Below are 21,639 nucleotides of genomic sequence, written 5' to 3'. Positions count from 1 at the left end.
TCTCCTCATCCGCCCGCGATGACCGCCAGCGCATTTTTGACAAGTGTAGCAACACTGCCGTCATGCGCAAAGCCCGCCCGGTCCGCCGCTGGCGTCGCGAGGGGCGGCTGGCGGCCGAACCCCGCCTCCAGCGCTTCGTCGGGGCTGTAGCGCACCAGCGCCGCCGATACGCCGCACTGGCGCGCAATCTCCTCCGCCAGCGCACCGATCGAGACGCGCAGGGCTGGCAAGGTCACTGCCCGTGTGGGTGGAAGCAGACCGGCGTCCATGGTCAGAGCATGGATGAAATTATCCGCACAGCGATCGACCGACTGAGCCCATATGGCCGCTTCGGGCGAGACCGGACAGATGAAGGGCTCCCCGGCGCGCATTGCATGGAACAGGTCGCTCATGAAGGCGGATTTCATGCCGCTGGGACCCTTTGGGCGAGCGAGAATGCCCGGCAAACGCAGGGTTACGCCTTCCACTTCGCCGCGATGATGCATCATGGCAACGGCATCTTCCATCATCGCCTTGTGGCCGCCATAGATCATCCGTGGCGCGAGCGGCGTCGTGTCGTCCACCCCTGCTTCCGGCAGCGGGTCGCCCAGCACGGCGATCGAACTGGCATAGACGACGCGCGGCCGCTTCCCGGCGGCGGCGGCGGCTTCCAGCAGCAGATCATACATCGCATCTATGTTGACGCGGCGGGATGCGGCCGGATCAGCCTCTGCCGCGCCGCCGGGCACCGTCGCGAGATGCACCAGCGCGCTGCATCCGTCGCGCAACGCTTCGCCCCTCACCTCCGGCGCGCAGATATCACCCGCCACGATCCGCGCGCCTGCCGCTATGCCGTGGACCGAGCTGTCCATCGCCACGACATCCTTCCCCGCGCCGACGAGCTTCGCCACAAGATGGCGGCCGACAAATCCGCCGGCGCCGGTAATGATGATGGGCATGCGATGTTTCTCCATTACCGCCGCACATATTCAGGTTGCCGCAAACCAAGCAAGACAGGGCCGCTCACGCGGTCCTGCCTTGCCTCCCCCTCTCTTCGCCGTCAAAAGTCGGCGGAGAAGCGCACGCCATAAGTCTGCGGCGCGCCATAATGGTAGACGGCCGCGCCAAATGGCGAGAGCTGCGGATAGATCACGCGGCGCTTGTCTTCCAAATTGTTGAGGAAGGCGGTGAGCGCCCAGGACCTATCGCTATCCCGCAAGGTCAGCGCAATGTCCGTCTGCCAATAGCCGCTGATCTTTTCGAAATCGAGGAATTCGAAACCACCATAGGCCGCACTGCGGTAAGCGCTATTGACCTGACCCGCCAGTTCAAGCGCGGAACTCAGCGGCACCACCTGCTCACCGCCTAGGTTGATCGTCCATTCAGGCGCGTTGAGCAGCGGACGGCCGGAACAGTCGAAGTCCTTCACCGGCGCGCCGCCTGCAACCTGCCCCGTCAGTGTGAAGGGACAGTTGAAATTGTCGAACGGCGCGGCGGTATAGAGGTGCAGTTCCTTATAGGTCGCCTTCAGATACTGAACCTTGGCCGTCAACGTCGTATATCGCATCGGCCGGGCCATCAGGTCGACGTCGATACCCTTGACTGTTGCCCTACCGGCATTTTCCGTGGAGTTGATCAAGGTTCCGCTGGGATCGACGGTGAAGTAATTAATCTGCTGATCCTTATACTTCCAGTAAAATCCTTCGATATTCAGCTGGACCTTGTTGTTGAAGAAGCGGTTCTTCGATCCGATGGTGTAGGCGGTGATATATTCCGGCCGGTAGACCGGACGTCCGTCCGTCTGCTGCAACCCGCCCGCGCGATAGCCGCTTTCCACCGTCGCATAGAGCAGGCTGCTGGGGCCAAGGTCGAACTCGGCCGAAGCCTTCCAGGTCACGCGGGAAAAGGTCAGATCGCCGACTGTCGGGCTCAATGTGTTGATCACGGCGCCCAGTCCGTTCAGCAGCGGAAAGAATTGCGGGTTGGGCTGAGACGTGGAGCCCGGTGCGATCCAGCCGTTGCTCACGAGCCAGTTCACGACATCGGCGCGCGAAGTGTAGTTGGGCAGATGCGGCAGCGCGCCAGGCGCGGCGCAGCCCGCGGCGAAGGAGGCAGGCGGCGCCAGACCGGGTCCGCAACTGACGATGAAGTTGCTGATGAAGCCGTCCATTTCCTTCTTGTCATGCGTATACCGCAGCCCGCCGACCAGACGGAAACGATCGCTGACATGGCCGGTCAGCTGGCCGAACGCCGCCAGGCTCTCCGTCTTCTGGGTGAAAATCTGGATCGGCAGGATAAATTCCTGGTTGAACTCATCATTGCCCTTGATCTCCTCGTTGAAATAGAAGGTGCCGACTATGTAGTCGATAGGTCCGCTGCTGCCAGCCAGCCGCGCTTCCAGACTCTTCTGACTGGTCTTTTCGTCATAATATCCTGTATTGAAAGCTGGACCATTGAAGTAGCTGAGCGCCTTGGAATGCCGGTAGGCCGGGATGACGGTCACGGTGCCAATGCTGGTCTTCCAGTTGATCTCGCCATTCACGCCCCAATAGCTGGCGTCCAGGGATGGATATTGGTTCAACGGATCGGCAAAGCCGAAACCCGGCGCGACAAGCAGCGTCTGCCGATAGGCATTGGACAAAGGCGTGAGGAAACCTTCCGACGGGTCGATACCCGACAGGCTGAAAACATAGCCGCCCGTACCATCCGGCGTGTAGGCCCCGTAATAGTTGCCGCCCGGCCCTACCCCGCCGATCTTGGTATAATCGGCCGCCAGACGTATGGAAAGGTCGCTGCTGGGCTCAAATAGCAGCTGTCCGCGTAGGGCGCTGCGGTCCAGGTCGTCCGTGCCGTCGCGGTTGAAACCGTCACGCCGCTGGCGCGAAGCAGCAATGCGCAGCGCGGCATTTTCGCCCATCCCGGCATTGACATGCGCGTCCACCGCCACCGCATCATAATTGCCGTAGGACAGATTGAAGCCACCACTGAATTCGCCCAGCACCGGCTTTGCGGGAATGACGTTGATCGCGCCGCCCGTGGCGTTCCGGCCATAGAGAATGCCCTGCGGCCCCTTCAACACTTCGACGCGTTCCAGATCGTAGAAGGCCGCGCCGAAAGCCCCCGCCGCGCGGCCCAGAACCACGCCGTCATAGTTGGGCGTTACCGCCGGATCGAAATAGCTGGCCACGGTGATGTTTCCAACGCCGCGAATAAAGATGGACGTCGATGTGCCACCGCCGTTGGTGATGGAGATGGAGGGTGCGGTCTTCGTAATATCTTCCGCCTTCAATATGCCACGATCCAGCAGCGTGTCCGCGCTGACCGCATCGATCGCGATCGCGGCCTTCTGCGCGCTTTCCGCCCTGCGCTGGGCCGTGACGACGATGTCCGCCAGGCCACCCTGCGATCGTGCATCGGATTGCGCTGCGGGAGCGCCCTCCTGCGCCTGCGCCCAGACGGGCAAAACCGCAGAGATCGCCGCCATTGCGGTCGCACTGAACAGCCAGTTACGCATAACCCTCCCCTTTCATTGTTTTCAGCAAATGGCTGGCGCCGGGTCTGTGCCGCCCTATGTGCCGCCTGTTTGCCGCCCCGCATTGGCGCGGGGTCCATCTGGAAAAACTAACCTGTGAGGGCTTATCGGCAAAATCGGCAGATTGGATGTGTTCTATCCATGCAGCGGGATGACCGCTCCACCCGGCGCCAACTTTGCCGGGAATATTTCCCCGTCAGCCGATCAGCCGCTCGAAGTCCATGCGCAGGTCGTCCATCATCCTGATCGCGGCCGCGCGGCCTCCGCCGAACACGCCTCCGCCCGGATGCATGAACGGGCCCACCAGATAGAGCCCCTCCACCCCCGGCACGGCGATATTGCCATAATCGGCGGTCGGGCGATGCGCCATGGTCTGGTAGAAATAGGGCGCGCAACCATGGATGTCGCCGCGAAGGAAGCTGTTGGGCGAATGCCGCTCCATATCCAGAGGCGAATGCACGACGCGCTTCAATATATTGTCGCTGGTCAGGTTGGAAATGAACTTCTGATAATGCGCCAGCGTCTTGTCCGCTTCCGCTTCCTTGACTTCATCCCAATAGGAAGCATCATGGCCTTCCAGTTCGTAGGGCGCGAACTGCACGCCGTAGAAGATGCCGCCCCCTGCCGGGGCGCGAGTGGGATCGTTGATCGCCATGTCGCCGCCACCGGCAAGCCGCCGTGCCGACATCCGCCCCCTGCGCAACTGGTCGAAATCATCGAGCAGTTCGCTGAGCTTGACCGTGTCGATCATTTCCAGCAGCACGCCTTTCTGCGCGTCGCCTCCGGCGATGAACCGGGCCGGTTCTTTCAAGGCATAATGGCTGACCTGCACGGAAAAGGCCGCCTGGGTGACCCGCTCGCCGCGTTGCAGGACGGGTTCGGGCACGCCTTCCACGAAGCGGCGCAATACCGCCGGGTGAAGCCCCGCCACGACCCCATCCCTGGCCGTGATGACGCCGCCATCAGCCAGTTCGACCCCCGTCGCCCGTCCGCCTGAGGAATGTATCCGCGACACCTGCGCGTTGCAGCGTATCTCCGCGCCGAAACTGGCGAGCGCGCGGACCATCGCGTCGGTCAGCTTGCCGCTGCCGCCCACCGGCTGCGCGAGGCCGAAGGTGTGAACCAGCCCCGGCCACAGCACCGCGCCCATGCCGGTGCCCAGTTCATCGGGCATCTGGAGATTTTCAGTGATGAAGCGCGCCAGCAACAGGCGCAGCTTATCGCTCTGGAAGCGCTGGCATACGATATCCAGCGTGCTGCGCTGCATGGCGTTGAACAGGTCACGGCCTTCTTCGCTCTGGTCCAGCATCGCCATGAACGCGCCCATCGGCAATGGCGGCGAATAGAGGCCGTTCACGAACATCGGCAGCATCGCCATGGACGCCTTGGCAAAGGCGCGATAGGCCTCCGCATCTTCATCCCCGCAAGTTTCCGCTATGCTTTGGCAGGTGCGGTCCAGGTCCTTGTAGACGCTGATCGACGTCTGATCGATGAAGATCGCCGCCAGAGCGACGTCGGCATAGCGATATTCAAGGCCGAACTTGCTCATCAGGCCCAGCTCGTCCTGCGTGATCATGGGATTGCCCAGGATCAACTGGTGAGCGGTCGAATGCTCATCATGATAATAGCCGGGCAAGGTCAGTTCCGTGGTGACGACGCCGCCGCCCACATGATCCTTTGCTTCCAGCAGCAGGACCTTCTTGCCCGCTTTCGCCATGTAGCAGGCGGCGGTCAGCCCGTTGTGCCCCGCACCAATGAATATGATGTCGTAATCGGCCATTTCCGCATCCTCTCCGCGATATGTTGGCCCGGTCATACCGGCATGCGGAACCGCGATGAATTAGGCACATGAATGTTCCTGCCCGTCCCCCTTTGCGGAGCCCGCGCGCCTGTTTATCATCGCCCCATGATTTCAGAGCATGATGCCGGCAGCCTGATCCCGCCTGAAGAATTTCCCGCGCTAAGCGGCAAAAGGCTGGACGCGCTTTGCAGGCTGGCGGAAACCATCGAGGTGAACGGGGGCGATCGCGGCGCGCCCATCCGCCATATGTGCGCGCTGCTGGGCGACCGCTGGACCAAGCTGATCCTGCTGGTGCTGAACGCCGCCGCGCCGCTGCGCTATTCCGAATTGCAGCGCCTTATCTGGCGCCTGGGCAAGGATGAGCGCCCCATATCGCAACGCATGCTGACGCTGCGCCTGCGATCGCTGGAGCGGGACGGGCTTGTCGACCGGAACGTGCAGTGCGTCATGCCGCCGCATGTCGAATATTCGCTGTCGCCACTTGGCCAGCGGCTGAATGCGCAATCCGACCGCTTGATCAATTGGATCGCGGAACATCGGGAAGAATTCATCGCCGCCCGGCGCGAATTGCCGGAGGATTAAGACGCGGATTGCCGAGCCGCGATGTCCTTTGATCCCGCCGCAGCTATCCAGACCCCCAATATAAGCTATCGAGCCAAATCGTTTTTCAGCCCCCATCCCCGGTTCTAGCCACGAGCAACGGACGGGAGAGGATATCATGGATCTGGCAGGACGGCGCATCCTCATAGTGGGTGGCGGCATCGGCGGGATGGCCGCCGCGATCCGCTTTGGCGAAGCGCAGGCGGACGTGACCTTGATCGACATCGATCCCAACTGGCGGGTCTATGGCGCGGGCATCACGATCACCGGGCCGACACTGCGCGCGTACCGGCGGCTTGGCCTTCTCGAACAAATCAGGGAGAAAGGCGCTATCACCAATGGTTCGCGCATCTTCCGCTATGACGGCCTGTTGCTGCACGATCTCGACGAGCCGGTGCTGGAAGAAGGCCTGCCCGCGACCGGCGGGATCATGCGCCCCGTCCTACACCATATCATGCAAAGCCGGGTACGCGAGCTGGGGGTCACGGTTCGCCTGGGCATGACCGTCATGGAACTGAAAGAGTGGCAGGACGGAACAGAGGCGGTCTTCAGCGACGGTTACAGCGAGCGCTTCGACCTTATCGTGGGGGCGGACAGCATCTATTCCGGCGTGCGCCGCATCGCCTTTCCGCATATGGGCGAAGCAGCGCCCACCGGCCAGGGCGCGTTCCGGGTATCGATGAAGCGGCCGCCCGATGTGGAGCGCGGCGAATTTTACTTCGGGCATCGCTATCCGGTGGGGATCACCTGTTGCGCACCCGACTCCTGCTATCTCTATTTGCTGCCGCCGCACGAATATGGCGACCGCATCCTGGGCGATGATGAAGTCCGGTCGGAACTGCGTGAAAAGCTCGCCGATTTCGGCGGCAATGCCGGTTGGATACGCGACCATATGACGGACAGCGACTGGGTGAACTACCGCCCGCTCGCCGCCGCCTTGCAGCCCCGGCCCTGGTATAAGGGCCATATCGTCCTGCTGGGCGACGCGGTGCACGCCACGACGCCGCACCTTGCCTCCGGCGCGGGCATGGCGGTGGAAAGCGCGCTGGTGCTGGTGGAGGAACTGGCCCGCGCATCGCATGTGACGGAAGGGTTGCAGGCCTATGAGGACCGCCGCTTCGATCGCTGCAAGCATGTCGTCGTCACCAGCCTTGCAATCGGGCGGATCCAATTGTCCGGCGGCCCCGCCGAAGACGCAGGCGCGCTGCTGTCGGGCGCGCTCCACAGGCTGGCGGAGGAATATTGACGCCTCCGGCTGCGCGGCCTGACCGTCATTCAGGCCGGTTCGATTTCCACCGGGACGCTGGCCAGCGCATGGAGCGTGTTGTTGATCCGCCGCTCCACTGGTCCCGCCAGCCTGATCGAAGCGATGCGGGGCAGCAGCGCCTCCAGCATCAGGTCGGCTTCCATGCGCGCCACCATTTGCCCCAGGCATTGATGGATGCCGAAGCCGAAGCCGACATGCCCGCTCGTCTGGCGGCTGATGTCGAAACGGTCCGGCGCTTCCCATTTGCGCGGGTCGCGATTGGCGGCCGCCAGGAACAGCAGCAGCTTCGACCCTTCCGGGATCACCATATCTCCAACCGGGACATCGCAAGCAGCGGTGCGAAAAAATGTCTGCACGGTCCCATCCCAGCGCAGGCTTTCGTCCAGCACGCGCCGCAGCAAGGCGGGGCGATGGCGCAGGGCCGTCCACTCACCGGGGAAACTCGCAAAGGCCAGCATCATCTGCGCCAGCCCGTTCACGGTCGTGTCGACGCCAGCCGACAGGAAGGACCGCACCAGCCGCTCGGCCTCGTCCGGCGTGCATTCTCCCCTGTCGGCCGCTTCATAGACCGCCATGCCCCACCCGCCGGGCGACAGATTCTCGCGCTTGCACGATGCGGCCACCCACTCGATAGCATCGGCCGCCTGTTCCATCGATCGGGCAAGCACAGCGTTGCGCGGACCGAAGGCGTTGAATGTCGTCCCGGCGTAGGTCAGCAGATGCTCCCGCCCTTCCCTGCGCAGGCCGATCGTGTCCGGGAAGACCATCATCGGATAGACTTCGCCCAGATCCCGCACGGCATCGAAGCGGCGCATCGCCACCAGCCGTTCGGCCAGTTCCCCGGCCCGCTCCGCCCAGACCGGGCGCAGCGCGCGCAGGGCAGGCAGCGACACGATGCGGTTCATGAGCGTCCGCGTGCGATCGTGCAGCGGCGGGTCCGCTTCCAGCAGCAGCGAGGGGGGACGCCATGGCTCCTCGCGCGCGAAATCGGTCAGGCCGACCCCGCGCCCCGAACAAAAACGCTGATGGTCGCGCAACGCCGCCGACACATCGTCATAGCGCGCCATCGCATAGCATTGCAGCCGTTCCAGCCACAGCAGCGGACCGGCATCGCGCAGGGCGTGATGATGGGGGTAGGGGTCCGCCAGGAACGCCTCGTCAAAAGGATCGAGATCGAGCGAGGGGACAGGGCCGGACCCGGACGGCTGGGCTGACATGATGGCCCCCGTCAAAAGAAATCGGCCGCGCGCGCCGTGTGAACCACCTCTGGCGGCGCCGCAAAAAAGGGTCCGGCAAGCGCACGCCATTGCTGAAAGGCCGGGGAGGCGCGAAAATGCTCCATATGATCCTCCAGCCTGTCCCAGCCCACTACGAGTTGATAGCGGGCGGGATTCTCGATCACGCGCTCCAGCGACATGCTGCGGCAACCCTGGGCATCCCGGAACAAGGGAGCGGCCTGCGCCACGGCCTTTTCGAATGCCTGTGCCTTGGCCGGATCGATCGTCAGGCTCGCGACTTCGTAGATCATTCTTCGCCCTCCTCCGCTGAGATTTAGTTCAGGCGGCGCTGGAACAGGAATCAACTTTGCTGATAATAGCCAGCAATGTCGCTGATCCCGCGAAACGAAGCGAGCATCAAGTCCCGTCGCTGATCAGCGTGCCGCCGTCCACCACCAGATTATGGCCGGTGACGAATGCGCCCGCAGCGGACACCAGGAAATGCACCGCGCCCGCGACCTCCTCCGGCAGGCCGGGGCGGCGTAGCGGCGTCATCGCCATGCGCCGCCGCATGAATGCCTCGTCATCCATCAGCGGCCTGGAAAGTTCGGTCGCGATGAAGCCGGGCGACACCGCGTTGACGCACACGCCCCTTGGCCCCCATTCCACCGCCAGATTCCGCGCCAGTTGCGCGATCGCCGCCTTGGTCAGGGCATAGCTGTTGATCGCCCCATTGCCGCGCAACCCCGACAGGCTGGAAATCAGGACCGCCGCGCCGCCCCCCGCCTCAGCGATATGCGGCAGGGCAAGGTTGCACAGCTTCACCTGGCTGCGCAGGTTGATCGCCATCACCCGGTCATAATCGGCCATGTCCAGGCTTGCGAAGGGACCGGGCTGCCCGGTGACCCCTGCATTGCAGACCAAAATGTCGATCCCGCCCAGCGCAGCCAGGGCGCCATCCACCAGCCGCTCCAGCGCCCCGTCGTCAGAGACATCGCACGCAATGCCCGTCTGGCCCAGCCCGGCCGCGACACGGGCTGTATCCTCGCCATCCTCGCTGGAGATGATCACCCGTGCGCCCGCGGCGGCAAGCGCCTGCGCGATCGCCCTGCCGATGCCCCTGGTGGAACCGGTGATGATCGCCCGCTTGCCGGTCAGGCCGAACATCGCGGATCAGTCCGGTTTATGTTCGGGCAGGGGCTGGCCATCATGCACATAGGCGGGCGCTTCGATCAGGACGAAGGCGATGCGGCATGGCTTGTCGCTGATGTTGCGCCAAAGGTGATTGGTGCCGCGCTGGATGACGATGCCGCCTTCCCTGATCATCTTCTTGCGGCCGTCCTCCAGTTCCAGTTCGATCTCGCCTTTCATGACGATGCCGTAATCGATGCTGTTGGTGCGGTGCATCGGGCTTTCCTTGCCCGGCAGCATGTCGACGATCCTGATCACCGATCCCTGGTTGAGCGTCAGCCCGGCGTCGCGTTCGCGGCCGTCCGTCTCGTCATTATTGTCGGCGGGAACCGTCGCGGTCGTCCACAGCAGCAGGAAAGCCGCATCGCCGCCGGGGATCATCCGCGTCGGGCTCACATCCTCCGACTTGAACGTGGCGCGGCCATTTTCATCATGGCCCGTAACCACCCGCTGAACCGGGGGCAGCCCGGAATCGCTCGTCTCCATGAAAGCCTTCCTTTCTCCAGAATATGCGGGGCGCGGATCAGCCCTTCACGATCCTCTGTTCCAGAATCCCGAAGGGGGGCCGGCCGCCGGGCCCGCGCCCTTCCATCCGCACGCGATCGCCAAAGGACATGAAGGGCGTGCGCGCCGCGCCTTCGTCCACGATCTCGATGCCCCGCCGCTCCGCAATGCAGGAGGAGCCGACCTCGCGAAAGTTCGCGTTGGACACGGTGCCTGACCCGATGACGGTGCCCGCCGCCAGATCGCGGGTGCGCGCCGCATGGGCGGCCAGTTCGTGAAAACCATAGCCCATGGGCTCGCCATTGGCCGCGCCGAACCTGTCGCCATTCCAATCCACCAGCAGGTCGATGCACACTCTGCCGTTCCGCCAGCCATCGCCCAGTTCGTCGGGCGTGATGGCGAAGGGCGCCATGCTGCACGGCGGCTTTGCCTGTATCCAGCCGAAGCCCGTCTTCATTTCCGGTCCCGCCAGCGCCCTCAACGACCAGTCGTTGATCTGCACGATCAGGCGGATATGCTCCATCGCCTGCTGCGGCGTCACGCCCATCGGCACGGCATCGACGATGACGCCGAATTCGCCTTCAAAATCGATGCCCAATTCCTCGTCCGGGAATTTCACATCATCATAGGGACCATAGAAACGATCGGACACGCCCTGATACATGAGCGGCCTGTCGGTCTCCACGGGGTCCATGCTGAAGACCTTCTGCATCAGGTCGCCATGGCTTTCATAAGCCGACCCGTCCAGCCATTGCCAGGCGCGCGGCAGCGGCGCGGCAAGCTGCGTCACGTCCAGCTTCGCGGGAAAATCGGATATGGCGCGCAACGCGGGTGCGGCACTGGCCCAGTCTTCCACGGCCTGTTGCAGCGTCGCGACCGGGGCAAAGGCATAATGGCCGCCGTCAGGCGAAACCAGGATCAACCTGCCATCCGCTGTCCCGTCCCGCAGGGTTGCCAAGCGCATGCCGTCTCTCCTTTCGCCCCTGCCGCTGGTCTAGGGCGCGGCACGATGCGGGACAATGCCATCTCATCAATAGGAGTCATCGCCGCCATGGTTGGATTCCGCATTGACCGGGATGATAGCAGGCATCCACGCTATCGCCTTCGGTTCGGCTCGTCGCTGAGCCATCGTGCGGCGATTTTCGATTGTCATGGGAAAGAGGCATATGGCGCGCGCAATCGTCTTCGACGCTCCGGGAAGCGCGATATTGGAGGAACGCGATCTCGCGCCGCCCGTAGCCGGGGAGATCGCGGTGGAGGCGGATGTCTCCCTCGTCAGCGCGGGCACGGAAAGGTCGCTGCTGACCAAATTCCACCGCTATCCGGTGGAGCCGGGCTACAGCATGGCCGGGCATGTGACCGCCGTAGGACCGGACGTGACCGCCTTCGCCCCCGGCGACAGGGTGATCGTCCATAGCGGCCACGCCAGCGCCACCGTCATCGATCAGCGCTTCGCCCTTCGCATTCCCGCCAATGTCGCGTCGGAAGATGCGGCCTTCTTCACCATCGGGGCGATGGCCGTCTACACCATCCGCCTCGCCGCCCTCGACATAGGGTCGCCGCTGCTGATCCTGGGTCAGGGCCTGATCGGCCTCGTCACCACGCAGGTTGCGCGGATCGCCGGGGCCGCGCCGCTGATCGTCACCGATGTGGTGCAGGAACGGCTCGATCTGGCGCGCGAACTCGGCGCTGACCATGGCTTTCGCGCTGACCAGTCCGGCGAACTCGCCGCATTGGCCCGGTCGCTTCCCGGCGGCGGCCCAGCCGCGACCATTGACCTCAGCGGCGTGCCTTCCACCATAGAGACCGCCCTTGCGCTGACGCGCCGGGGCGGACGTGTCATTCCCGCCTCGATGATCCCCGGCGGGCATCAGGTTGATATATTCGGCCGCGCCTGGATCGAAGGACTGTCGATCGTCGGCGCCTATTTCAACGCGCGGCCCTGGTCGCTGGACGCGACCGAAGTCACCTCTCCGCTCGACTGGCCGGTGCGGCCCTACAGCGCCGGGCGGCTCCAGGGCACGGCCATGCCCACCAGCCTGGAGGACGCCGCCATTTTCCTGCGCCTGCTGGAAAATGGCCGGATAAAGCTCGACCGCATCGTCACCGAAGCGGTTGACGCCGATGATGCGCCCGCCATGTTCATGCGGCTGCCGCAGAGCGATGCGCTGGGCAGCATCATCCGCTGGCGCTGACCTTGCCCGCTGCTATTTTCTGCTGCCCAGATAGGCGATGATCGCCCGGCGATCGTCTGCCTTGGGTATGGCCAGCGGCATGCGGTTGCCCGGCGCGACCTTGGCGGGCGCAGCCAGATAGGCGTCCAGATTGGCGGCCGTCCAGGAAAGGTTGAGCTTCTTGAGCGCGGGGGAATAAGCATAGGCCGTGCTCGCCGCCTTGCGTCCAGCTACGGTCGTCAGGTCCGGCCCGGCCTTGCCGCCCTTGCCACTCACGCTGTGGCACATGGCGCAGCGCTGCGCGAACAAACCGCCTCCCCGCGCGGCATCACTTCCGGCCTCCGCCTGAGCCGGTGCGAACGGCGCCGCCAGAAGGCAGGACAACAGGACGGCACCGGCCATCCTTGGTCCGGCTGCAAAATATGCGAATCGAAATGGCGGCATCAACCTCTCCTCTATTAATATAAATGAGTATACTCACTTTCTTAAGTTAGCAACCATGGCTCCCGTGAGCGACAGCGCGATAAGGCCACCGAAAAAGGCTGGCAATCCGCCGGAGATCGGGCGAAAGCGCGCTGAAACAACCGGAAAAGGGAGCAGCGCCATGCCTTTCACCAGCCTTCTCGTCCCGACCTACAAGCAGATGCTCCAGGCCCTGTCCCGCTGGCTGGACAAGGCACAGGCCGAAATCCCGGAGAAGGGGGAAGCGCTGCTGTCCTCGCGCCTCGCGCCCGATATGTTTCCCTTGGCGACGCAGATCCGCTTTGCCTGCGTGCAGGCCATCGAAGGCGTCCACCGGCTCAAGGGAGAGGAATTGCCTGCGCTGGTGAACACGCTCCTGGAGGAAGGGCGCAATGCGGGCGAGCGTCCCGGATCATTCGCCGAAGCCAAGGCGCGTATTGATGAGACGGTGGCCTTGCTCGACGGCCTGTCGCCCACCGCGCTCGATGTCGATCCCGATCAGCCGATCGCGCATGAACTGCCCGCTGGCATCATCTTCGACCTGACGGCGGAACAATATGCCCGCGACTGGACGCTGCCCCAATTCTATTTCCATGTAATGATCGCCTACGCCATCCTGCGCAGCGAAGGCGTCAGCCTGGGCAAGCCGGATTATGTGGCGCATATGTTCCCCTATCTGCGCCCTGGCACCATGCCTGAAAATTGAACGGCAGGGGACACGGGCCGGTCAGCCTCCCGCCCCCACTCCAAGGGCGGATACCGTCATCCACACCGCCATGCCGATCATCATCAGATTTTCGGTCAACGACAGGAAGCCGAGCGGCACATTACTGGAGCCCCCGACGCAGGCGCATTTCAGTTCCCGCTTGTCGATATAGACGGCCTTGATCACCGACACCGCGCCCACGGTTCCGATGAACAGCGCGATCGGCACCGACAGCCAGGTGAGCGCGCCAGCGATCATCAGCACGCCTGCCAGTCCTTCGGCGAAGGGATAGATGGTGGCATAGGGCACCCACCGCCTGGCCAGCAGGTCGTAGTTCAGGAACATGGTCGAAAAGCTTTCGACATTCTGGAGCTTGAGCAGCGCCAGCACCGCCATGCTGAACGCGATGAACCATTCGGCCGCATGGATCGTCAGCGCCGTTCCGAAGGCCGCATGGCTGGCCGCCAGCGCCATCAGCGCGGTCATAGCGAACAGGGCGATCACCGGCTTGTAAGTCGTCGCGTCGGGGTCAGCGACGGTCATCCCGAAATAGCGGCGCAGGTCGTCATAGCCGCCGATCCGCTTCCCGTCGATGAAGGTCTGCGGGGTGGTTCTGACATTATGATCCGCCTTGAACGCGTCGGTTTCCTCGCGCGAGGTCAGCCATTTATCATCGACCGCGAAGCCCCTGCTCTCCAGAAGATGCTTTGCCTTCAGGCCATAGGGACAGACATGCTTGTCCATCACCATCCGGTACAAGGTGGCGCGGCGGGGGTAGGTTGAACTGGTCATGACAGCGGCTTTCGACTGGATTGCACTGAGATGACACCCATATAGGGTCCGTACCATGGTACGGAGTCAAGAGGTGAAACAGCTTACCATAGCCGGTCTGGCGCAGGGCGCTGGCGTCGGGGTCGAAACGGTGCGCTATTATCAGCGGCGAGGATTGCTGGAGACGCCGGAGCGGCCCGGAAGCGCGAGCAGTGGCGGCGGCGTGCGCCGTTATGGCGAGGAAGATGTCAGGCGGCTGCGCTTCATCCGGTCGGCGCAGGCGGCGGGCTTCACGCTTGAGCAGATCAAGGAACTGCTGGCGCTGGACGCCACTGATGACCGGGCACGGGCGCGGGCGCTCGCCAGGGAGCGGATCGCCGCGCTGGACGTGAAGATCAGGGAATTGGAACAGGCCCGCGCTTCGCTGCGGCGGCTCGCCGAAGAATGCGGCAGCGGCTCTGCGGGGCCCTGCCCCATCCTGACCTCTTTCGACCAGCGCTGAGGCTGGTCAGGCGTCGCGCCATTGTCCGGGTTGCAGCCCGTCCAGCGTCCACTCGCCGATCCGCCACCGCACCAGCCGCAGCGTCGGATGGCCGACTGCCGCCGTCATGCGGCGCACCTGCCGGTTGCGGCCTTCCCGGATGGTCAGCGCAATCCAGCAGTCCGGCACGCTTTTGCGAAATCGCACCGGCGGGTCGCGCGGCCACAGATCGGGAATGTCGATGCGCCGCGCCTCCGCTGGCAGGGTCATGCCGTCCTTCAACCGCACTCCGCGCCGTAGCTGGTCCAGCGCCGCCTGCTGCGGATCGCCCTCCACCTGCACCAGATAGGTTTTGGGCATCTTGAATTTGGGATCGGCAATGCGCGATTGCAGCCTGCCGTCATCGGTGAGCAGGAGCAGCCCTTCGCTGTCCAGGTCCAGCCGCCCCGCCGGATAGACGCCGGGCGCATCGATGAAGCCGGACAAAGTCGGCCGGGCTGTTTCCGATCGCGCGTCGGTGAATTGCGACATCACGCCATAAGGCTTGTTGAACAGGATCAGCCGCGCCACGCCGTCAATCCCCGTCCAGCGCGACGCTGCCCCGATCGATCAGGGCGGCGATCAGCGTCAGCCAGGCAGGATCATCGGCGGTTTCCGGGCCCGGCACGACATGATCCTTCGCGCAAATCTGCCGCGCAAAGGCGGCGGCTGCCCCGGCGCATTCGAAACTTTGCCCGTCGGCGAACAGGAACAGGCTGCCGCCGTCCCGCCGGATGAAGGAAAAGCGACTGGCCGGATTGCGCAGCAGCCCGCCGCCCTCCGCCAGATGGGCTTGCAACTCCCGCCGTGTCACCGGCCGTTCGGGCCGCCAGTCCGCCTCGGCATATTTGGGGCTGCTATTATATTCGCCGAACCAGCGGGCAAAGCCGTCCGCATCCATCAGCCTGTCCGCGATCATGGCTTGCAGGCGGGCCAGAGCGGATGGAGCAATCTCGCCCGGATTGTCCTGCGCCCGCAGGTCCGGGTCGGCATAGCGATCATCTTCCTCCAGCCGGTCGAGCAGATGATCGCACCAGCCGCCGATCAACTCGCTGCGGGACGGCGCGCGAAACCCGATGGAATAGGTCATGCAATCATCGCCCACGGCGACGCCGTCATGGGCGAAGCCGGGCGGGACATAGAGGATGTCGCCCGGTTCAAGCACCCATTCGTCCACCGCCTCGAACTCCGCGAGCAGGCGAAGGTCGTCATGCGGCAGCAACGCGCTGTTTTCGTCGCAGCGCGGGCCGACCCGCCAGCACCTTCTGCCCAAGCCCTGGAGCAGGAACACGTCATATTGATCGAAATGCGGTCCCACCCCGCCCTGATCGGCGGCATAGCTGACCATCACATCGTCGATGCGCCAGTTGGGCACGAAACGGAACGGATCGATCAGCGCGGCGACTTCGGGCACATGATGATCGACCGCCTGCACCAGCAAGGTCCAGCGCTCGCGGCCCAGCTTGCCGAACCGTTCCGCCGCGAAGGGCCCGTGATCCAGCGTCCATGTGCCGCCCTTCTGCCGGATCAGGCGGGATTCCACGCCTTCCTCGCAGGCGAGTCCCGCAAGCTCGTCAGGCTCCAGCGGATTGGCCCATGCCGTCCATAGATTGCGGATCAGCAGCGGTTTCTTCTGCCAATAGTCGCGGAGGAAAAGGTCGATGTCGAAATTCAGGATCTGCATGGTTGCTCGCACGGCTGACCGGCTTTCCCGTGCAGCCATCGGCCGGGAATGTCAAAGCGGGCCGCCACCCGCGCGGCGCCGGGCGTTGATCAGCCGGACCAGTTCTTCGTCCAGCGCCGACAGGAAGCGCGAACGGTCCGCCTTGCTGAAAGCGGCGGGGCCGCCGATCTGGTCGCCGCCAGCACGCAGGTCGGCCATGATCGCCCGGACGGCGATGGCGTTGCCGATCGATGCGCTGGTGAATGGCTTGCCATTGGGCGCGATCACCGTGCCGCCCATTTTCAGGCAGCGATCCGCCAGCAGAATGTCCGCCGTCACGACGACCGTGCCTGCCGTCACCCTCTCCGCGATCCAGTCGTCCGCCGCGTCGAAGCCGTCGCTCACCACCGTGCGGCTGATCAGCGGGTGGGTGGGGATGCGAAGCGGGCTGTTGCTGACCACCATGACCGGCACCTCATGGCGAAAGGCGACCTTATAGATTTCCTCCTTTACCGGGCAGGCGTCGGCATCGACCAGTATCTGGATCATCGTCATTCGCCACGACGTTCCGCCCGCGCGAGCCGCCGCCCGGTGCTCAACGTCTGGATGACGAACAGCAGGATCAGGATCGTCCCCGCCGATCCCACGAAGATGTCGAAGCCCGATATTCTGCCGAACAATCCCGGTCCGTTCCCCAGCGCCATCATCGCCGCCGTCAGCGCGATCAGCATCAGCCGCAATTCCGTCGGCCCCGCGGCAAGGTAGGACAGTTTGAACTCGCCCAGCACGCGGGCGGAAAGATAGGCGTGGATCGACAGCAGCAGATATCCCGCCAGCGCCACCATCGCGATGTCCATCGTCACGAACGGACTGAACCCGATGCCCATCAGGATCAGCAGCGTCGCCAGCCCGTCGCAGCTATGGTCGATGAAATAGCCGTAGGATGGCCGCTCGATCCGGCGGAAGCGCGCGATGCTGCCGTCCATCGAATCCCCGAACCATTGCACGACATAGCCCGCAATCGCGAGCAGCAGCCAGGAGGAGCCGAAATTGCTGGCGGCATAGCCAAGGAAGATCATGAACGCACCGGCCATGCCCACCGCCGTCAGCAGGTCGGGCGTGACCCAGCGCGGCATCCGGGCGCAAAGCCAGTTCAGCAACTGCCGTTCCCTGGCGGCGAGCCAGTTTTCCTGAATCCTCGAAAGAGCGGGCGCGGGCTGTAATGGAATTGTCATATCGCCATATGGAACGATGCGCGGCGATGAGCAACGTTCGAAATCGCTCCACAGCGCGATCTCCGGCCACCTTGACGCGCTCCTCGACGAGCGTAATCTGCGCCTGATCCGCATCCGACAGGGTTGAAGCTCCATGGAAGACCATCTTCCCAGCGCCTGCCCCTTCGGTCAGAAGGGCGATGACCGCAAGTCCGCCGCCGCCTCAGCGGGCGGGGGCACGGTCGACCCGGACCTGCGCACCCGCGATTTCGCCGAAGCCCGCGCCGTCCTGCGCAGCGATCAGGCGCGGCAGGCGGGTTTCCTCGCCGAGCAGGTGGGCCGGATCGGCAGCGCCACGCGCCAGCCCATCCTGTTCCTGGAGGGCGAGGCGCACCGGGTCCAGCGCAGCGCCACGGCTCGCTTCTTCACGCCGAAGATCGTCACCTCCCGCTATCGCGAGCTGATGATCGAACTGAGCGACGGCCTCATTTCCCGCTTTCGCAGGGACAGGCGCGCACGGCTCGACCAGATGAGCCTGGAACTGGCGGTGGCGGTGGCCAGCCAGATCGTCGGGCTGACGAACAGCGACCCCGCCGGTCTCGCCAGGAGGCTGGACGTGTTCTTTACCGGCGACTTCCACCGTCCACGGGGCAAGCTGGCGGCCTTCGCCTTCTTCCTGCGCTCGCAGTTTCGTGTGCTCGCCTTCTATTATCGCGACGTCAGGCCCGCCATCCGGGCGCGCAAGAGGCAGCGGCAGGACGATGTCATCTCCCACCTGATCGGCCAGGGCTATAACGGGCGCGAGATATTGACGGAGTGCCTGGTCTATGGCGCTGCGGGTATGGCGACCACGCGCGAGTTCATCGTCATGGCCGCATGGCACATGCTGGAGCGGGAGGATCTGAAAACCGCCTTCCTGACGGCGGACGAGGGCGGCCAGATCGCCCTGCTGGAGGAATTGCTGCGACTGGAGCCGGTCGTCGGCTATCTCTACCGCCGCATGCCGCAGGATGCCCCCGCGCAGCCGGGCGCGGCCATCGCGGTCGATGTGCGCGCGGCGAATACGGATGCTGCCGCCTTCGGCGACCGGGTGTGCAAAGTGGTGCCGGGACGGCAGGTCAGCGCGAAATATGGCAATGCCGGGCTGTCCTTCGGCGATGGCGAGCATCGCTGTCCCGGCGCGCAGGTGGCCTTGCAGGAAAGCTGCCTGTTCCTGGACCGCCTGCTGCGCGTGCCGGGCCTGACGCTGGAACACGCGCCCTCCCTCGCCTGGAACCCGCTCGTCACCGGGTATGAACTGCGCAACGCGGTTATCACCTGCGATTGAGGGCGGCCTGTTCGTCGCACAGGATGGACACAATGCGGCGGCGGCGCAGAGTTTCAAGCTGGTTGCCGGGGATGATATCGTGAAGGCTGGGCCTGACGGACTAGGCCCAGCCGCTCCAACCCGCAGCCGTTTGGGCGGTCCTTGCATCCTTTTGCCCGCCTGTGCCGTTTCGCCTCCAGGGAGATCGTCTATGGCGGGGCCTTTGGAGGCGGGTTTCTGGGGTTTCGGCGGCGGATCGGCGCTGCTGATCGGGGCAGGTGTCGGCTATGCCGCCCGCCTGCCGCAAAGGCTGATCGCCGCGATCATGGCGGTGGGATCGGGCGTGCTGATTTCCGCCGTCGCCTTCGACCTCATGGACGAAGCCTATGCGCGGGGCGGTTTCGATTCGACCGCGGCGGGCTTTCTGGCCGGGGCGCTGGTCTACACGATCGCGAATATCGCCGTTTCCCGCTCCGGCGCGAAGCATCGCAAGCGATCGGGATCAAACCCCGCTCAAAGCCAGGCATCGGCGGACAGCGGCTCCGGCGCGGCCATCGCCATCGGCGCGCTGCTGGACGGCATTCCCGAATCGGTGGTCATCGGCCTCAGCCTGCTGCATGGCGGCGGCGTCAGCACGGTGACGGTCGCGGCGGTGTTCCTGTCCAACGTTCCCGAAGGGCTGTCGAGCGCGGCGGGCATGAAGAAGGCGGGCCGGGGTCCGCTCTACATCTTCGGCGTGTGGGGCGGCATCGCGCTTGCTTCCGGCATCGCCGCCCTGCTCGGCTATGTCCTTCTGGCGGACGCGAGCGCCGACCTGATCGCGGCCACCACGGCGGTTGCCGCTGGCGCGATCCTGGCGATGCTGGTCGACACGATGATCCCCGAAGCGACCGAAGAGACGCATGAATTTTCCGGCCTCATCACCGTGGGCGGTTTCCTGCTGGCCTTCATGCTGTCGAAGCTGGGCGGCTGAACCCCTTCTATCCGATCATCATCAGGCTGGCATTGCCGCCCGCCGCCGCTATGTTGATGGAGGTGGAAACCTCCTCCAGCAATCGGTCGAGGCAATAACCCTCCCCTTCGGCATGGACGGGCACTATCGGACCTTCGCCACCGGCCAGTTCCTGCGCCATGGCGGTGATCATGTCCTCGTCCCCTTCGACAAGCGCGGCGGCATAGGGGCCGTCAGGGCGCGACGGGAAACAGGCGGCGACCGGGGCGGGCAGGCCGGATGGCAGGGCCATGCCCTCAACCACACCCCGGTTGCCGGTCGCCAGAACCGCCGCCATCTGCCGCAGCAGGCCCTGGCCGGTGGAGGGGCGCAGCAGGATCAATCCGCGCGGATGCAGCGCATAAAGATTGCGTTCCCCCACCGGCCCCGGCAGCGTCAGTTCGACGCCAAGCGCCGAAGCGCTCCCCGCCCGCCGCGCATAGGCGGCCGCATCGCCTTCCCCCCGCTCCTCCAGCCACTGCGCGAACGCCTGTAGCGGCGGCGGCTGGCTGGCGCGCATGGGAAAGGCAGGCGCGGGCATAGCAAGGCGGCCAAGGTAGAGCGGCCCGCCCGCCTTGGGCCCGGTGCCCGACAGGCCGCGCCCGCCAAAGGGCTGCACGCCGACGACCGCGCCGATGACGTTGCGGTTCACATAAATGTTGCCCGCCTTCACCCGGCCCGTGACTTCGGCGATGGTGGCGTCCAGCCGCGTGTGCAGGCCGAAGGTCAGCCCGTAGCCCGTAGCGTTGATCTGGTCCACCAGCGCATCCATCCCCTCGCGGCGGAAGCGCAGCAGGTGGAGCACCGGCCCGAACACCTCCCGGCGGACATCGGCGATGGATTCGATCTCTATGATCGTGGGGGGCACGAAGGTGCCGTGGGCTGTTCCCGGCGGCAGCGGGCTTTGTTCGACCGCGCGGCCCAGCGCCCGCATGGCCGCGATATGCCGGTCGATGCCGTCGCGCGCCTCCGCCGTGATGACGGGGCCTATGTCGATGTTGAGGGCGTCGGTGCGGCCGATGCGCAGCTCCGCCATAGCCCCCTTCAACATGGTCAATATCCGGTCGGCGACCTCCTCCTGCACGCACAATATCCGCAACGCCGAACAGCGCTGGCCCGCGCTGTCGAAGGCTGATGCGACGACGTCCGCCACCACCTGTTCGGCGAGCGCGGAGGAATCCACGATCATCGCATTCTGCCCGCCCGTCTCCGCGATCAGCGGGATCGGCGCGCCCGATGGCGAAAGGCGCGGCGCAAGCTGGCGCTGGATCAGGCGCGCAACCTCGGTCGATCCGGTGAAGATGACCGCTGCGGTTTCCGGCGCATCGACCAGCGCCGCCCCGATGCTGCCGTCGCCGGGGACCAGTTGCAGCGCATCGCCGAGCACGCCCGCGTCATGCAGCAGCCGCACGGCTTGCGCCGCGATCAGCGGCGTTTCCTCGGCAGGCTTGGCCAGCACCGGATTGCCCGCCGCGAGCGCCGCCGCGACCTGTCCTGTAAAGATGGCGAGCGGAAAATTCCACGGACTGATGCAGGTGACGGGGCCAAGGGCCGTCTGCGCAGGGCCGAAGGAAGCACGCGCCTGCACGGCATAATAGCGCAGGAAGTCGATCGCCTCGCGCGCTTCCGCGATGGCGTTGGGCAGCGACTTGCCCGCTTCGCGCACGATCAGCCCCAGCAACAGCGGCATCTCCGCCTGCATCGCATCGGCCGCCCGCTCCAACATGGCGGTGCGTTCAGC

The 21,639-nt window shown here is 64.7% G+C and carries 23 protein-coding genes; 7 read left to right on the top strand and 16 right to left on the bottom strand.

What is annotated here, in order from left to right:
* Nucleotides 1-5 precede the first annotated feature (5 nt).
* The 3 genes from L288_RS35720 to L288_RS35710 all read right to left on the bottom strand — a co-directional run bounded on the left by L288_RS35720 (nucleotide 6) and on the right by L288_RS35710 (nucleotide 5,327).
* Nucleotides 6-938 carry an NAD-dependent epimerase/dehydratase family protein gene (locus L288_RS35720; RefSeq protein ID WP_031304598.1) on the bottom strand — a complete coding sequence of 311 codons (933 nt, stop codon included), beginning with the start codon at nucleotides 936-938 and terminating at the stop codon, nucleotides 6-8.
* Nucleotides 939-1,039: 101 nt separating this feature from the next.
* Nucleotides 1,040-3,493 carry a TonB-dependent receptor gene (locus tag L288_RS35715; RefSeq protein ID WP_021238961.1) on the bottom strand — a complete coding sequence of 818 codons (2,454 nt, stop codon included), beginning with the start codon at nucleotides 3,491-3,493 and terminating at the stop codon, nucleotides 1,040-1,042.
* Nucleotides 3,494-3,707: 214 nt separating this feature from the next.
* A complete protein-coding gene (locus tag L288_RS35710) occupies nucleotides 3,708-5,327 on the bottom strand; it encodes a phytoene desaturase family protein (protein ID WP_236613044.1) in 1,620 nt (539 codons plus the stop codon).
* A 90-nt stretch (nucleotides 5,328-5,417) separates the two neighbouring features.
* Here L288_RS35710 and L288_RS42545 point away from each other — a divergent pair, with 90 nt between their 5' ends.
* A complete protein-coding gene (locus tag L288_RS42545) occupies nucleotides 5,418-5,894 on the top strand; it encodes a winged helix-turn-helix transcriptional regulator (RefSeq protein ID WP_152522093.1) in 477 nt (158 codons plus the stop codon).
* Between the two features lie 136 nt (nucleotides 5,895-6,030).
* On the top strand, nucleotides 6,031-7,158 hold the full coding sequence (locus L288_RS35705; protein ID WP_021238958.1) for an FAD-dependent monooxygenase: 1,128 nt from the start codon (nucleotides 6,031-6,033) through the stop codon (nucleotides 7,156-7,158).
* Between the two features lie 29 nt (nucleotides 7,159-7,187).
* Here L288_RS35705 and L288_RS35700 read toward each other — a convergent pair whose 3' ends face one another.
* From L288_RS35700 to L288_RS35680, 5 genes are all read right to left on the bottom strand, one after another.
* Entirely contained in the window at nucleotides 7,188-8,396 is a 1,209-nt protein-coding gene (locus L288_RS35700) for a cytochrome P450 (protein WP_021238957.1), read from the bottom strand.
* 11 nt (nucleotides 8,397-8,407) lie between these two features.
* On the bottom strand, nucleotides 8,408-8,707 hold the full coding sequence (locus L288_RS35695) for a putative quinol monooxygenase (RefSeq protein WP_021238956.1): 300 nt from the start codon (nucleotides 8,705-8,707) through the stop codon (nucleotides 8,408-8,410).
* 106 nt (nucleotides 8,708-8,813) lie between these two features.
* Nucleotides 8,814-9,563: an SDR family NAD(P)-dependent oxidoreductase gene (locus L288_RS35690; RefSeq protein WP_021238955.1), complete on the bottom strand. Its 750-nt coding sequence runs from the start codon at nucleotides 9,561-9,563 to the stop codon at nucleotides 8,814-8,816.
* A gap of 6 nt (nucleotides 9,564-9,569) precedes the next feature.
* On the bottom strand, nucleotides 9,570-10,073 hold the full coding sequence (locus L288_RS35685) for a cupin domain-containing protein (RefSeq protein WP_021238954.1): 504 nt from the start codon (nucleotides 10,071-10,073) through the stop codon (nucleotides 9,570-9,572).
* Between the two features lie 37 nt (nucleotides 10,074-10,110).
* Nucleotides 10,111-11,055, bottom strand: coding sequence for a fumarylacetoacetate hydrolase family protein (locus tag L288_RS35680; RefSeq protein WP_021238953.1), 945 nt, complete (start codon nucleotides 11,053-11,055; stop codon nucleotides 10,111-10,113).
* Between the two features lie 202 nt (nucleotides 11,056-11,257).
* Between L288_RS35680 and L288_RS35675 the strand changes: the two genes are divergently transcribed.
* Nucleotides 11,258-12,286: a zinc-binding dehydrogenase gene (locus tag L288_RS35675; RefSeq protein WP_021238951.1), complete on the top strand. Its 1,029-nt coding sequence runs from the start codon at nucleotides 11,258-11,260 to the stop codon at nucleotides 12,284-12,286.
* Nucleotides 12,287-12,298: 12 nt separating this feature from the next.
* Here L288_RS35675 and L288_RS35670 read toward each other — a convergent pair whose 3' ends face one another.
* Nucleotides 12,299-12,667: a c-type cytochrome gene (locus L288_RS35670; RefSeq protein WP_021238950.1), complete on the bottom strand. Its 369-nt coding sequence runs from the start codon at nucleotides 12,665-12,667 to the stop codon at nucleotides 12,299-12,301.
* Nucleotides 12,668-12,742: 75 nt separating this feature from the next.
* A complete protein-coding gene (locus L288_RS44130; RefSeq protein WP_269077984.1) occupies nucleotides 12,743-12,871 on the bottom strand; it encodes a hypothetical protein in 129 nt (42 codons plus the stop codon).
* On the opposite strand from L288_RS44130, the gene L288_RS35665 reads away from it, so the two are divergent.
* Nucleotides 12,870-13,433 (top strand): DUF1993 domain-containing protein, encoded by a 564-nt coding sequence (locus tag L288_RS35665; protein WP_031304596.1) that lies wholly within the window; start codon nucleotides 12,870-12,872, stop codon nucleotides 13,431-13,433. The genes L288_RS44130 and L288_RS35665 overlap by 2 nt on opposite strands.
* Before the next feature lie 21 nt (nucleotides 13,434-13,454).
* On the opposite strand, the gene L288_RS35660 is transcribed toward L288_RS35665, so the two are convergent.
* Nucleotides 13,455-14,225 (bottom strand): glutaredoxin family protein, encoded by a 771-nt coding sequence (locus L288_RS35660; protein ID WP_031304595.1) that lies wholly within the window; start codon nucleotides 14,223-14,225, stop codon nucleotides 13,455-13,457.
* 55 nt (nucleotides 14,226-14,280) lie between these two features.
* On the opposite strand from L288_RS35660, the gene L288_RS35655 reads away from it, so the two are divergent.
* A complete protein-coding gene (locus L288_RS35655) occupies nucleotides 14,281-14,706 on the top strand; it encodes a MerR family transcriptional regulator (RefSeq protein WP_031304594.1) in 426 nt (141 codons plus the stop codon).
* A gap of 6 nt (nucleotides 14,707-14,712) precedes the next feature.
* On the opposite strand, the gene L288_RS35650 is transcribed toward L288_RS35655, so the two are convergent.
* From L288_RS35650 to L288_RS35635, 4 genes are read right to left on the bottom strand one after another with little or no spacing between them, the layout of a single operon-like run.
* Nucleotides 14,713-15,255 carry a pseudouridine synthase gene (locus tag L288_RS35650; RefSeq protein ID WP_021238946.1) on the bottom strand — a complete coding sequence of 181 codons (543 nt, stop codon included), beginning with the start codon at nucleotides 15,253-15,255 and terminating at the stop codon, nucleotides 14,713-14,715.
* Between the two features lie 4 nt (nucleotides 15,256-15,259).
* Nucleotides 15,260-16,408, bottom strand: coding sequence for a JmjC domain-containing protein (locus L288_RS35645; RefSeq protein WP_021238945.1), 1,149 nt, complete (start codon nucleotides 16,406-16,408; stop codon nucleotides 15,260-15,262).
* Nucleotides 16,409-16,459: 51 nt separating this feature from the next.
* On the bottom strand, nucleotides 16,460-16,933 hold the full coding sequence (locus L288_RS35640; RefSeq protein WP_051209695.1) for a YaiI/YqxD family protein: 474 nt from the start codon (nucleotides 16,931-16,933) through the stop codon (nucleotides 16,460-16,462).
* 5 nt (nucleotides 16,934-16,938) lie between these two features.
* On the bottom strand, nucleotides 16,939-17,622 hold the full coding sequence (locus L288_RS35635) for a CDP-alcohol phosphatidyltransferase family protein (protein ID WP_031304592.1): 684 nt from the start codon (nucleotides 17,620-17,622) through the stop codon (nucleotides 16,939-16,941).
* A gap of 133 nt (nucleotides 17,623-17,755) precedes the next feature.
* Between L288_RS35635 and L288_RS35630 the strand changes: the two genes are divergently transcribed.
* Nucleotides 17,756-18,928, top strand: a complete 1,173-nt coding sequence (locus tag L288_RS35630) for a cytochrome P450 (RefSeq protein ID WP_021238941.1) — start codon at nucleotides 17,756-17,758, stop codon at nucleotides 18,926-18,928.
* Nucleotides 18,929-19,118: 190 nt separating this feature from the next.
* The gene (locus L288_RS35625) at nucleotides 19,119-19,880 is read left to right on the top strand and encodes a ZIP family metal transporter (RefSeq protein WP_021238940.1); all 762 of its coding nucleotides are present in this window, start codon (nucleotides 19,119-19,121) and stop codon (nucleotides 19,878-19,880) included.
* Nucleotides 19,881-19,887: 7 nt separating this feature from the next.
* On the opposite strand, the gene L288_RS35620 is transcribed toward L288_RS35625, so the two are convergent.
* On the bottom strand, nucleotides 19,888-21,639 hold a 1,752-nt coding region (locus L288_RS35620), incomplete at its 5' end, for an L-glutamate gamma-semialdehyde dehydrogenase (RefSeq protein WP_021238939.1).

It is taken from the genome of Sphingobium quisquiliarum P25, from assembly GCF_000445065.1.
GTDB classification, from domain to species: Bacteria; Pseudomonadota; Alphaproteobacteria; order Sphingomonadales; family Sphingomonadaceae; genus Sphingobium; species Sphingobium quisquiliarum.
Note: the sequence above shows the minus strand (reverse complement) of the source record. Positions and strands in the feature narration are given on the sequence as shown.